Consider the following 12,818-nt stretch of genomic DNA (forward strand, 5'->3'; position numbering starts at 1 on the left):
AGATGCGAGTTGGTGCCAAAAAGGTGCCGAGCCTTACTCCGCGGTCGTTCTGTTCTCCAGGGCAGTACGTATGAAAGGCCGTGACATGTTCAGGCATCGGCGCAACGATTCCGGGACGTCCGGTGCTCACCTCATGGCCTTCAGGAAGCGCGCGGCCAGGGGCGCGGCCACCTTCGGTCCCGAGCCGCCGGCCTCGACGAAGACCGAGAACGCGACGTCGTCCCGGTAGCCGATGAACCAGGCGTGCGACTGGCCGCCGCCGATCTCGGCCGTCCCGGTCTTGCCCGCCGTCCCGCCCGGGAGCCCGGCGCCCGCCGCGGTGCCGCCGGTGACGACCGCCCGCATCATCGTGCGGAGCGCGGACGTCCCGGGCACCGCGCGGGGGCCCGGTGTCGCTCCCCCGCCCTCACGGATCAGCTTCGGCTCCAGCAGCCGGGGCGAGCGCCACGAGCCGTCCGCCGCGGCGGCGGCGACCGACGCCATCAGCAGCGGGCTCGCCTGGACGCGGCCCTGCCCGATCGCCGCCTCCGCCAGCTCCGCGCCGCTCTCCGGGTCGGGGAAACCACCGTCCGCGGCGTCCACACCGGGCGTGAGCCGCGCGCCGAAGCCGAACCGGCGGGCGCTCGCCGCGAGCTTGTCTGCGCCGAGCCGCTCGACCGCGAGCTGCGAGAACGTGGTGTTGCAGGACGCGGCGAACGCGCCCCGCAGCGTCGTCCGGCCGAGCGCGTGGTCCTCGTCGTTGCGGATCGTGCGCTGTGCGGTGACCACCGACGCCGGGCAGTCCACGCCGGTCCCGGCGCCGGACCCGGCCGCGAGGAGCGCGCCCGCCGTCACCACCTTGAACGTCGAGCCGGGCGGGTAGCGGCCGATGAAGGCGCCGAGGCCGCCGAGGCCGTCCGCCACCGCGAGGACCTCGCCGTCGCCGGGCCGGACGGCCACGATCGCCGCGCGGCCCGGAGCGGCCGCCACCGCCTTCTCCGCCGCCGCCTGGACCCGCCGGTCCAGCGTGGTCCGGATCTTGCGGCCCTGCTCGGCGCCGAACAGCTTCACGTGCTGCGGCGGCCCGTCGTTGTCGCGCAGCTCGATCGCCCAGACGCGCTGCTCCTCCTCCTCGTCCAGCCGGGAGATGACCGCGGCGAGGTAGGGCGCCAGCGGGCCGCCGTCCGGGAGCGGCCGGCCGTCCCGCGCGGCCAGCGTCGCCGCCGGGACGGTCACCTGCCGCATCGCCCAGCTCCCCCCGCCCTTCAGCCCGGGGTACAGCGTCGCGGGCGACCACCGGACGCGCCACCGGCCGTCCACCCGCCCGAGCCGCAGCTCCGACGCGAACGACCAGGCCCCGTGCCCGCTCAGCGAGCGGGTGACGGTGAAGGCGGCCCGCGCGGCGTCCGGCCCGGACCGCGTGACGGGACGGGGCTCCAGCGCGATCGCGGTGACCGCGAGCCCCTGGGACAGCGCCCGGTGCTGCGTGGCGAAGTCCGCGGGCGGGCCGGCGACGAGCTCGCCCATCTCGTCCAGGTTCCCCTTGCTCCAGGCCGCGAAGTAGCGGGCCGCGACCCGCTCGGGCGTATCGCGGCCCCGTTCGCGCCGCAGCGCCCAGCCCGCCACGAGACCCGTCACCAGGACGACCGCCAGAAGCACGGCCAGAACCAACACACCCCGAGATCGCACCGGCTCCTCCTCAGCCCACCCAACCGGAGTTTGATCATCCCAGTGGTCCGATTGCTCCGCGTATGGAATGGACCGTCCATTCCTGGCCGTATCCGGAAGGCGGGGCTCAGGCGGTTCTCAGGCGGGTCGAAGGCGAGCCGAGGTCAGCTGTTCCAAGGCAGGCGGAGTGATTCCAGCTCGGGGTCGGCCAGGACGGCCTCGATGAGGCTGGTCGGGCCGACGACCTTCGTGCCCCACAGGTCCCAGTCGCAGTAGACGACCCAGGAGCGATCCTCGGCCCACAGATCGGACGGGCAGCTCGCCATGGCCGGATGGTCGTACAGGCGGGCCGCGTCGCCCAGCCGCCCGGCGAGGACGGTCTCGTCGTCCCAGTCGGAGGTGACGAGCGGGCAGTAGTACGCCAGGCAGCGGGTGCCCGCGCCGGACGGGCTGTGCCGCAGCAGCACCCCGATCAGCCGGTACCAGCTCTCCCGGTCGAGGCAGCCCTCCGCGGGCGGCTGGATGGCCGCCGACCAGCTCCCGGCGGGATGCGCCTGGCGCAGGCAGCGGCTGCCGGGCAGTTCCCCGTCGGGGACGACCGGCTCGCCGAACCCGCGCGCGAGCTCCCGCCAGCGCAGCCGCCGCCAGCCCGCGCCCGGGTGGCCGCTGCGGCCGAGGCCGGTACCGGTCACGATCGCGCCTTCGAGCAGGTCGCCGACATCGCCGGGGGTGTCGGCCGCCGGGTCCGCCGGTTCGGTCAGGCCCGCCGCGATCACCGACTGGTGGACATCGTCGTGGGTCGTGGTGACCAGCCCCTCCTCCCACGAGTACATCGCGTGCAGGAGCCAGGCGGCGTCGGGGCGGCGCGGCGGCTCGAACCCCGAGTAGCAGTGGTCGGGATCAAGATCGTGCAGCCACCGGGCGGCCTCCCCGGGAACGCGGGCCCATGCGTCCTCGATGTCCATGGACGCATCCTGTCATCTCAGGACGTCAGCAGGCGTCCCAGACGCTCCGCCTGAATCTCCCAGCGCCATTCCGTTTCGATCCAGGCACGCCCCTGCTCGCCCATGCGCCGGGCCGCGGCCGGGTCGGAGAGCAGGGTCGTGAGCGTCTCGGCGATGCGGGCGACGGAGCGGCCCGGCACGACCCTGCCGGTCTCGCCGGCGAGGACGGCGTCGGGCGCGCCGCCGGAGTCGCCCGCCACGACGGGCAGGCCGGTGGCGGACGCCTCCAGGTAGACGATCCCGAGGCCCTCCACGTCCAGGCCGCGGCGGCGGGTGCGGCACGGCATCGCGAACACGTCGCCCGCGTCGTAGTGGGCGGGCAGTTCGTCCCACGGGACGCCGCCGGTGAACACGACCGATCCGTCCACGCCGCGGGTGACGGCCAGGCGTTCCAGGTCGGCGCGGTAGGGGCCGCCGCCGACGAGCAGGAGCGCCGCGTCCGGGACCGAGCGCAGGACGCGCGGCCAGGCGTGGATCAGGGCGTCCTGCCCTTTACGCGGCACCAGGCGGGAGACGCACACGACCACGGGACGGTCCGTGAGGCCGTGGCGTGCCCGGATCTCCTCGCCGCCCGCGCCGGGGCGGAACACCTTCTCGTCGACGCCGGGAGCGAGGTGGGCCATCCGCGCCGCGGCGTCCGGGGACAGGGCGCGCGCCATGCGGGACCGCGTGTACTCGCCCAGGTAGGTGAGGGCGTCCACGTCGTCGCCAATACGGCGGAGCAGGGTGCGCGCCACCGGCAGCGACGCCCAGCCCGCCTCGTGCCCATGGGTGATGCCGAGGAGGCGGGCCGTGCCGCGCCGCCGCAGCGCCGGGGCCAGCAGGCCGAGCGGCGCCGCCGCCCCGAACACGACCGAGTCGCAGCCTTCCGCGCGCAGCACCTCGCCCGCCCGGCGCAGCACGCCCGGCTCCGGCAGCATCAGCGAACCCGGATGCCGGACGACCGGGAACGGCTGCGCCGCGTCGAACTCCGCGGCGCCCTTCCAGGACGGCGCGTACACCACCACCGAGCCGGGCGGGCGGCGCGCCGCGAGGCCGTGCACGAACGCCTGGATGCCGCCCGGCCGCGGCGGGAAGTCGTTGGTGACGAACAGGGTCTTCATCGCGACCAGCATATGAAGGGGCCCGGCGCCGCCGTGGCGGTGCCGGGCCCCTTCACGCGATGCGTCAGTGCTTGATCTGCTCGGAGTCCGAGCCGCCCTCGATCGCCTCGTGCTCGCCGTGCCCGTGCTCCTCGACGGGGACGTCGTCGAACGTCCACGCCCGGTTGAGCCGCGAGCGCAGGTGCCCGAGCGGGCCCTTGGCACCGGGCGCGGGAATGCCCCTGGCGTCCCGCGCGGGTGCCTCCGGCCTGGTGTTCTCCTTGGACAGCAGGACGATCTTCTCCTCTTCGCGCGGCGCCTCATGCCGCTCGGAGAACTTGCCGTCCGGCGACATCAGGATGACGCCGGACTCCACGCCGTGCCCGACGACGTCGGCGTCCTTGCGCTGCAGGCCGAGGCAGATCCGCTTGGCGATGATGAACGCCGCGATCGGCCCGAGGATGACCGTCACGCGGAAGAACCACGTCGTGGCGAACAACGACACGTGGAACCGCTCGGCGAGGACGTCGTTCGCGCCGGCGAGCCACAGCAGCCCGTAGAACGTCACCGCCGCGATGCCGGTCGCGGTGCGGACCGGGGCGTTGCGCGGACGCGTGTTGACGTGGTGCTGCCGCTTGTCGCCCGTCACCCACGCCTCGATGAACGGCCACGCCATCGCGCCGCCGAAGATGATGCCGAGCGGCACCGCCGCCGGGATCAGCACGTTGAAGCTGACCGTGTGGCCCCAGGCGGAGATCTCCCAGTTCGGCATGATCCGCAGCGCCCCTTCGAGGACGCCCATGTACCAGTCCGGCTGCGACCCCGACGAGATCGCGCCCGGATCGTACGGCCCGAACAGCCAGACCGGGTTGATCTGCGCGAACGCCCCGAGCAGCGCCACGACGCCGAACACGAACAGGAAGTACGCGCCCGTCTTGGCCATGAACACCGGGTAGAAGGGGTAGCCGTACACCTTCTTCTCGGTCTGGTTCTTGACCGGCATCGCGGTGTGCTTCTGATGCCACATGATCATCATGTGCGCGGTGACCAGGCCGAGGATCAGCGCCGGGATCAGCAGGATGTGCAGCATGTAGAGCCGCGGGATGATGTCCTGCCCGGGGAACTCGCCGCCGAACAGGAACATGTAGCCGTAGGTGCCGACCAGCGGGATCGACTCCAGCACGCCCTGGGTGATGCGCAGGCCGGTGCCGGAGAGCAGGTCGTCCGGCAGCGAGTAGCCGAACAGGCCCTCCAGCATGCCGAGGATGAACATGTTGATGCCGATGATCCAGTTCAGCTCGCGCGGCTTGCGGTAGGCGCCGGTGAAGAACACCCGGAGCATGTGCGCCAGGATCGACGCCATGAACAGGATCGCGGCCCAGTGGTGGATCTGCCGCATCAGCAGGCCGCCGCGCACGTCGAAGCTGATCCGCAGCGTCGAGGCGTAGGCCTCCGACATCTTCACGCCCTGCAGCTTCGTGTACGACCCGTCGTACACGACCTCCTTCATGCTCGGGTTGAACCAGAGCGTCAGGAACGTCCCGGTCAGCAGGAGGATCACGAAGGAGTACAGGGCGATCTCGCCCAGCATGAACGACCAGTGGTCCGGGAAGACCTTCTTGACGTTGCGGCGGAGGAAGCTCGTGGAGCCGAGGCGCTCGTCGATGAACCCGAGCGTCCCGTCGATCGCCTTAGGTGCGGTCGTGTCGCTCATCCGCGCTCCCAGAAGCTCGGTCCGACCGGCTCGTGATAGTCGCTGGTCGCGATGATGTACCCGTCCTCCTCCGCCAGCGGAAGCTGCGGCAGCGCCCGCGCCGCGGGGCCGAAGATGACCTTCGCGGCGTCGGTGGCGTCGAACGTGGACTGGTGGCACGGGCACAGGATGTGGTGCGTGGTCTGCTCGTACAGCGCCGCCGGACAGCCGACGTGGGTGCACACCTTGGAGTACGCCACGATCCCGTTGATGTGCCAGTTCTCGCGTCCCTTGGCGGGCTTGAACTGGTCTTCGGGGACGTTGATGAGGATCGTGACCGCCTTGGCGTTCTGGGTGAGCACCTCGTCCTCGGGGACGTGCTCCTCGATCCCCTCCGGCAGGACGGTGATCATGCTGCCGGGGCTGGCGAAGTCGCTGACCCGCAGCGGGCGGTGGGTGCCGTCCACGACCAGCCGGACGCCCTTCTTGCCCTCGCTCTTCGCGCGCTTGACGGCCTCGCCCCAGTAGGTGTGGCGGAGCCGCTTCTCCGGCAGCGGGCCGAGGTCGCGCAGCAGCACCAGCGGCGCCAGGCCGAGCGGCGCGGCGGCCAGCAGCAGCGTGCGGCGCAGCAGCGGCCGCTTGGTGATGCCGCTGTCTTCGGCGCCCTCCATGAAGTCCTTGGCGAACGCGGCCCTGGACTCCTCGTCGGCGGCCAGCTCGTGCCGCTCCTGGACGATCGGCTTGCTGGTCATCAGCCGCCGCACCCAGATGGTCACGCCCGCGGCCATCGCCAGGAACGACAGCGCCATCGTCCCGCCGAGCCAGAAGTTGGACTCGCGGGCGCGCACCACGCCGTGCATGCCGCCGTCGCGGCCGCTCCAGCCGATGAAGTAGGCGATGAACGCCACGCTCGACGCGAACGCGACCATGAACAGCGTCGCGACGATCCGCTCCGCGCGCTTCATGGACGCCTCGTCGAGCTGCTCGCCCACGCCGGCGGGCGCCGAGATGTCGTCCTCGGCCAGCAGCGCCTTCTGCCGCGCCGGGGACGGCGTGCCGACGACGCGCTCGCGCCGGGCGGCGCCCTCGCGCGGTTCGCCGCCCTCGCGCGGGCCCTCGGGGCCCGCGGTCTCCTTGTTGTCGTCGCTCATGACTTCTTCAGCTTCTTCGGCTTCTTCGCGGTGATCCACATGGCGGCCAGGACCAGCAGGCCGATGCCGATCAGCCAGCCGGCCAGGCCCTCGCTCACCGGGCCGATGCGGCCGAGGCCGTTGCCGCCCGGGTTCGGCTCCTCACGCGTCTGCACCAGGTAGGCGATGATCGCCTGCTTCTCCTTGGGCGTGAGCGTGGTGTCGTTGAAGACCGGCATCGCCTGCGGGCCGGTCAGCATCGCCTCGTACATCTGGGTCGGGGTGACGTCGTCACCCGACAGCGGCGGCGCGTACTTGCCGCCGGTCAGCGCACCGCCCTGGCCGGTGAAGTTGTGGCACTGGGCGCAGTTGGTGCGGAACAGCTTGCCGCCGAGCGCGACGTCGCCGCCCTTCGGGTCGACGGCCGACGCGGGCGGGACCTCGGGGCCGTTGCCCATCGACTGGACGTAGGCCATCAGGTCGCGCAGGTTCTTCTCGGCCTGCGCCTTCTGCTTCTCGGCGTGCTCGCGCTCCTTCGGGTCCTCGTAGTCGGTCTTGATCGAGGTGTCGAACGCGGGGATCGGCCTCTTGCGCGGCATCTGCGCGCCCGGGTTCATCGCGGGCATCCGGCCCGTGCTGACCTGGAAGTCGACGGACGCGGCGCCCACGCCGATGAGGCTCGGCGCGATCGGCTTGCCGTTGGCGTCCTTGGTGCCCTCGGCGTTCAGGCCGTGACAGCTCGCGCAGTTCTTGTTGAACAGCTCCTGGCCGTTCTTCAGGTCCTGAGCGAGCTGGGCGCTGCTCGTCGCCTCGGCGCGCTCGGTCTGCGGCGAGAATCCGGCGTAGACGACGCCGATCGCCGCCAGGGCCGCCAGCACGACGGCGTAGCCCGCCCACGGGCGCCGTCGCCATGCGGTGATCCTTTTCACGGAAATCCCCGTTCGGGTCATGTCTTGTGGTGGGTCAGGGCTGGTGGTGGGTCAGGTCTCGGCGGCGCTCACAGATCGAGCAGGTAGACGGCCGCGAACAGGCCGATCCACACCACATCGACGAAGTGCCAGTAATAGGACACGACGATCGCGCTCGTCGCCTGCTCGTGCGTCCACCGTTTCGCGGCGTAGGTTCGCCCGAGGATGAACAGGAAGGCGATGAGGCCGCCGGTGACGTGCAGGCCGTGGAAGCCGGTCGCAAGGTAGAAGATCGAGCCGTAGGCGGACGACGAGAAGGTCAGCCCGTCGTGGGTGACGAGGTTGTAGTACTCGTAGCCCTGGCCGGCGATGAAGTAGGCGCCCATGAGGAACGACAGGACGTACCACTCGCGCAGGCCCCAGCTCCGGAAGTTCAGCAGGCTCCCGTCACGCCCGACCTTGCCGGCCTCGGCCTTGAACACACCCATCTGGCAGGTCACGGAGGACAGCACCAGGACGGTCGTGTTGACCGACGACAGCGGCAGGTCCAGCGGGGCGCCGGGCCACGCGTCTTCCCCGGACTGGCCGATCGTCACGGAGCGGATCGTGAAGAACATCGCGAACAGGGCCGCGAAGAACATCAGCTCGGACGACAGCCAGACGATCGTCCCCACGCTGACCAGATTGGGACGGTTCGCCCGTGCGTGAGGTGTTGTTTCAATCGCGGATGCTGTCACGGGCAGCATTATTGCGCCCCTGTCCCGTGAGTGACGCATGACCCCCCTTCTACGGTTCCCCGCGCGTGTCCCCGCCGGTCCCGACCGGGTACCCTTCACGTCCATGAGCACCGCGCCTGAGGGCCCGATGAAGGTCCTCGTCTACAGCGACGACGCGAACACCCGCGCACAGGTCCGGATGGCCATCGGGCGCCGTCCCGCCGCCGATCTCCCGAAGGTCGAGTTCGTCGAGATCGCCACCCAGCCCGCCGTCGTGGCGCGGCTCGACGAGGGCGACATCGACGTCCTGGTCGTGGACGGCGAGGCGCAGCCCGCGGGCGGCCTCGGCGTGTGCCGGCAGGCCAAGGACGAGGTGTACGACTGCCCGCCGGTCCTCGCGATCATCGCCCGCCGCGACGACGGCTGGCTCGCGACCTGGTCCCGCGCCGACGCCGTGGTGAGCCTGCCGCTCGACCCGATGGCCGTCGCGAACGCGCTCGCCGGGCTGATGCGCAAGCGCCTCGCGGACCGCCTCCCCGCCCTGTAGACCCCTCCTCCCGCTAGCTCCGAGACCCGGTAGGCGACATGGACGCGCGCACCACCTGGCCCGCACTGCTCAACGCCCTCCTCTCGGGCGACTCGCTGAGCAGCGAGGAGACCTCCTGGGCCATGAACAGCATCATGGGCGGGGAGGCCACCGACGTGCAGATCGCGGGCTTCGCGGTCGCGCTGCGCGCCAAGGGCGAGACGGTCGAGGAGGTCACCGGGCTCGCCGAGGGCATGATGGACAACGCCAAGCCCATCCACGTGCCGGGCCCCATCGCCGACCTCGTCGGGACGGGCGGCGACCGCGCGCACACGGTGAACGTGTCCACGATGGCGGCCGTGGTCGCGGCGGCGGCGGGCGTCCGGGTGGTCAAGCACGGCAACCGGGCCGCGTCGTCGTCCTGCGGCGCCGCCGACCTGCTGGAGCATCTCGGCGTCGCGATCGACCTGCCGCCCGAGGCCACCGCCCGGATCGCGGAGGAGATCGGCATCACCTTCTGCTTCGCGCCGCTCTACCACCCGGCGTTGAAGCACGCGGCGCGCACGCGCAGCGAGCTCGGCACCCCGACGGTGTTCAACTTCCTCGGGCCGCTGACGAACCCGGCCCGGCCGGGCGCGCAGGCGGTCGGGGTGTTCCATCCGCGGATGGCGGGGATCGTCGCGGGGGTGTTCGCCGCGCGCGGCTGCTCGTCGCTGGTGTTCCGCGGCGACGACGGCCTGGACGAGCTGACCACGACGGGCACCTCGACGGTGTGGGTCGTCCGCGACGGGACGGCGACGGAGACCACGTTCGACCCGTCCGACCTCGGCATCCCGCCCGCCAAGCCGGAAGACCTGCGCGGCGCCGACGCCGCGTTCAACGGGCGGGTGGCGCGCGAGACGTTCGCCGGGCGCAAGGGCCCGGTCCGCGACATGGTGCTGCTGAACGCCGCCGCGCTCATCACCGCCTACGAGGGCGCACCCGCCCCGGCGGCGCTGACGGAGACGCTCCGCGGCGCCTACGAGCGCGCGGCGGCGGCCGTCGACTCCGGCGACGCGACCGTGCTCCTCGACCGCTGGATCGAGACGTCCCAGGGGCTCCGCCCGTCCGGGGCCTAGGCGTCCGGGGCTAGTCGGCGTCGGGGAGGCCGAGCGCGAAGGCCTGCTCCAGGTCGTGCTGGGAGTAGGTGCGGAACGCGATGTGCGTCTCGGTGCCGACGACGCCGGGGACCTTGTTGATGCGGCCCGGGATGACGTCGTTCAGCTCCTCGTTGCGGCGCACCCGGACCATCGCCATGAGGTCGTGGTCCCCGGTGATGGAGTAGACCTCGCTGACGCCGTCCAGGGCCGCGATCGTCTCGGCCACCTCGTGGATGCGCGCGACGTCGGCCTTGACGAACACGATCGCAGTGACCACTTCACCCTCCCCTGAGCTCTGGACGCTCCGACCCTATCGGGAGGGTTCGCGGCCCCCATCGGGAGGGCGCACGGCGGTCAGCCGCGGCTCAGGGCGGCGAGTCGGCGGGCGGGGCCCGCGCGGCGGGCCAGGAGGGCGAACCCGACCCCGGCGACGAAGCCGTAGATGTGCGCGACGTAGGCCACGTTGCTCTCGTCGTCGCCCAGCGACAGCCATTGCAGGACGAACCAGTACCCGAGCACCACCCACACCGGCAGCCGCATCACGATGACCGGCGGCACCCAGCTGACGACCCGCCCGCGCGGGTTGAGGATCACGTAGGCGCCCATCACCCCGGCGATGGCGCCGGACGCCCCGACGAGCGGGACGGTCGAGTCGGGCGAGGTGAAGGCGTACCCGTAGACGGCCACGAGCCCGAAGAACAGGTAGCTGAGCAGGTAGCGCCATCGGCCGAGCCGGTCTTCGACGCCCATGCCGACGACGAACAGCGCGACGAGGTTGCTCAGCAGGTGCAGCGCGCCGGCGTGCAGGAACATCGAGGTGAATGCCGACGTCCATGGCGCCTTGCCGAAGGTGGAGGGGCCGCACTCGTTGACGACCTCCGGCGGCAGCGGCTTCTGGTCGCCGGTGGTCAGCTCCTTGGGGACGGCCCCGTACTCGAAAGTGAAATGCGCCGTCCTGCACTCGCGGACGTGGCCCTCGCCGTACCAGGCGGCGAAGTTCGACATCGGCGTGATCAGGAACACGACCACGTTGGCCGCGACGAGCAGGTACGTCACCCACGGGACGCGCCGAGCCGGCTGGCTGTCATAGAGGGGCAGGGCCACCCCGTCACCTTAGTGGCGGCTCAGCGGCGGCCGCGCCGCGGGCGGGGCGCCTCGGACGCGCCCTCGTAGGACCTGTCGTAGGCGCGGTCGATCCATTCGCGCAGGCCCTCGGCGCCGTGGGCGGGGCACGTCCAGGTGCCGGCGACCTCGACGAGGCGGACGCCGGGCAGGTCGAGCCAGCGCAGCACGCACTCCATCTCCTCCGCCGTGGCGCCCGCGGACGGCGGCGCGCCGAGCGCGACGCCGCCGGGCGCCTCGCCGGAGGGCGGGAACACCGTCTCGGCGGTGGCGATGAGCGCGTCGACGTAGGGGCGGGGTGCCGCGCGCGGCGGAACGTTCCCCGCTGCGGCGAGCCGCCCGTAGCGCACCACCGCCAGCTCCCAGCCGCCGTCGAACGCGGGACGCGCCGCGACCAGCTCGGGAAGGCGCGCGAGCGCGGCGAGGCGCTGCCCGCGCGCCGCGGCGCGGACGAACGCGGCGATCCGGTCGCGCTGGGCGCCCGCCTCCTCGTAGCGCAGCTCGGACGCGAGCCGGTCGATGCGGACCTGCGCGGCGGCGACGACGGGACGCACGTCGCCCTCCATGACCGAGCGGGCCGTCCCGACGTGGACGGCGTAGGCGTCGGCGGACTCGCGGCCGTCGCAGGGCGCGCCGCACCGCCCGATCTCGGCGAGCGCGCACGCGCGCGCCTTGCCGGTCTCGATGATCCGGAGCGTGAGCCGCTGGGTGCACTGGCGCAGCGGCACGGCCTCGTGCAGCGCCGCGCGGGCCTCTTCGGCCTGCCGCCGGGACGAGATCGGCCCGAGGTAGCGGGCGCCGTCGGCGCGGCACTCGCGGACGATCGACAGCCGCGGGAACGGCTCCACGGTCAGCTTCAGCCAGATCGCCCGCTCGGGGAACTTGGAGCGGCGGTTGTAGCGCGGCTTGTGCTCGGCGATCAGCCGCAGCTCGCGGACCTCGGCCTCCAGCCCGGTGGCGCACTCGATCGTCCGGACGTTCTCGGCGATGCCGACCATCTCCCGGACCCGCCAGCGCGTCTCCGAGCCGGTGAAGTAGCTGCGCACGCGGGAGCGCAGGTCGCCGCTCTTGCCGACGTACAGGACCTCGCCGGAGGAGTCTTCGAACAGGTAGACGCCGGGGACGCTCGGGACGTCGTCGGCGAGGTGCCGTTTGCGGCGCTGCTCCGGGGTCGGCGCCTTGGCGAAGCTCTTCATCTCCTCAAGCGAGGTGACGCCGAACGACCCGAGCCGCTCGATCAGCCCGTGCAGGACCTCGACGGTGGCGCGGGCGTCGGCGAGGGCGCGGTGCGTGGGCTCGTTCGCCGTCCGGAAGAAGCGGGAGAGGGTGCTGAGCTTGCAGTTGGGCACCTCGTCCTTGGACAGGACGCGGCGCGCGAGGTCGACGGTGTCGACGACGGCGAACGCGGGCCAGGCGTACCCGTTCTCGGCGCACGCGGCCTTGAGGAAGCCGATGTCGAACGAGGCGTTGTGCGCGACGAGCACGCAGCCGCGCGCGAACTCCAGGAACGCGGGCAGCACCGACTCGATCTTCGGCGCGGCGGTCACCATCGCGGTGGTGATGCCGGTGAGCGCGGTGATGAACGGCGGGACGGGCCCGCCGGGGTCGACGAGCGTGCCGAGCTCGCCGAGCTCCTCTCCCCCGCGCACCTTCACCGCGCCGATCTCGGTGATGGCCGAGTCGGCGACGGAGCCGCCCGTGGTCTCCAGGTCGACCACCACGAAGGTGACCCCGGACAGTGGCGTGCCGAGGTCGTCCAGAGTTCCCTGGACTCCGGCCGTCTGGACACCGCCCGCCTGAACACCGTGCGCAGCCGTCATGTGCGCGACCGTAGAGGACACCACCGACAGA

The 12,818-nt window shown here is 72.2% G+C and carries 12 protein-coding genes; 2 read left to right on the top strand and 10 right to left on the bottom strand.

Annotation, left to right across the window (positions count from 1 at the left end; translation table 11 throughout):
* Positions 1–126: 126 nt before the first annotated feature.
* The 7 genes from ACH34S_RS14795 to ACH34S_RS14825 all read right to left on the bottom strand — a co-directional run bounded on the left by ACH34S_RS14795 (position 127) and on the right by ACH34S_RS14825 (position 8,210).
* Positions 127–1,668 carry a penicillin-binding transpeptidase domain-containing protein gene (locus ACH34S_RS14795; protein WP_395953154.1) on the bottom strand — a complete coding sequence of 514 codons (1,542 nt, stop codon included), beginning with the start codon at positions 1,666–1,668 and terminating at the stop codon, positions 127–129.
* Positions 1,669–1,811: 143 nt separating this feature from the next.
* Positions 1,812–2,612 (bottom strand): hypothetical protein, encoded by an 801-nt coding sequence (locus ACH34S_RS14800; protein WP_395953155.1) that lies wholly within the window; start codon positions 2,610–2,612, stop codon positions 1,812–1,814.
* A 17-nt stretch (positions 2,613–2,629) separates the two neighbouring features.
* Positions 2,630–3,754, bottom strand: a complete 1,125-nt coding sequence (locus ACH34S_RS14805) for a glycosyltransferase family 4 protein (RefSeq protein WP_395953156.1) — start codon at positions 3,752–3,754, stop codon at positions 2,630–2,632.
* A 64-nt stretch (positions 3,755–3,818) separates the two neighbouring features.
* A complete protein-coding gene (locus ACH34S_RS14810) occupies positions 3,819–5,447 on the bottom strand; it encodes a cytochrome bc complex cytochrome b subunit (RefSeq protein WP_395953157.1) in 1,629 nt (542 codons plus the stop codon).
* On the bottom strand, positions 5,444–6,577 hold the full coding sequence (locus ACH34S_RS14815) for a Rieske 2Fe-2S domain-containing protein (RefSeq protein WP_395953158.1): 1,134 nt from the start codon (positions 6,575–6,577) through the stop codon (positions 5,444–5,446). The genes ACH34S_RS14810 and ACH34S_RS14815 overlap by 4 nt, the downstream gene beginning before the upstream one ends.
* Entirely contained in the window at positions 6,574–7,485 is a 912-nt protein-coding gene (locus ACH34S_RS14820; RefSeq protein WP_395953159.1) for a c-type cytochrome, read from the bottom strand. Before ACH34S_RS14820 ends, ACH34S_RS14815 begins: the two co-directional genes overlap by 4 nt.
* Positions 7,486–7,553: 68 nt before the next feature.
* Positions 7,554–8,210, bottom strand: a complete 657-nt coding sequence (locus tag ACH34S_RS14825; RefSeq protein WP_395953161.1) for a heme-copper oxidase subunit III — start codon at positions 8,208–8,210, stop codon at positions 7,554–7,556.
* Between the two features lie 94 nt (positions 8,211–8,304).
* Between ACH34S_RS14825 and ACH34S_RS14830 the strand changes: the two genes are divergently transcribed.
* A complete protein-coding gene (locus ACH34S_RS14830) occupies positions 8,305–8,727 on the top strand; it encodes a hypothetical protein (RefSeq protein ID WP_395953162.1) in 423 nt (140 codons plus the stop codon).
* A 38-nt stretch (positions 8,728–8,765) separates the two neighbouring features.
* Positions 8,766–9,824, top strand: a complete 1,059-nt coding sequence (gene trpD, locus ACH34S_RS14835) for an anthranilate phosphoribosyltransferase (RefSeq protein ID WP_395953163.1) — start codon at positions 8,766–8,768, stop codon at positions 9,822–9,824.
* 10 nt (positions 9,825–9,834) lie between these two features.
* Here trpD and ACH34S_RS14840 read toward each other — a convergent pair whose 3' ends face one another.
* From ACH34S_RS14840 to ACH34S_RS14850, 3 genes are all read right to left on the bottom strand, one after another.
* Positions 9,835–10,122, bottom strand: a complete 288-nt coding sequence (locus ACH34S_RS14840; RefSeq protein ID WP_395953164.1) for an Lrp/AsnC family transcriptional regulator — start codon at positions 10,120–10,122, stop codon at positions 9,835–9,837.
* A gap of 77 nt (positions 10,123–10,199) precedes the next feature.
* Positions 10,200–10,949: a rhomboid family intramembrane serine protease gene (locus ACH34S_RS14845; RefSeq protein ID WP_395953165.1), complete on the bottom strand. Its 750-nt coding sequence runs from the start codon at positions 10,947–10,949 to the stop codon at positions 10,200–10,202.
* A gap of 20 nt (positions 10,950–10,969) precedes the next feature.
* Entirely contained in the window at positions 10,970–12,787 is a 1,818-nt protein-coding gene (locus ACH34S_RS14850) for a DEDD exonuclease domain-containing protein (RefSeq protein ID WP_395953166.1), read from the bottom strand.
* Positions 12,788–12,818 lie beyond the last annotated feature (31 nt).

This window comes from Actinomadura sp. 3N508 (assembly GCF_044326375.1).
GTDB lineage: Bacteria > Actinomycetota > Actinomycetes > Streptosporangiales > Streptosporangiaceae > Spirillospora.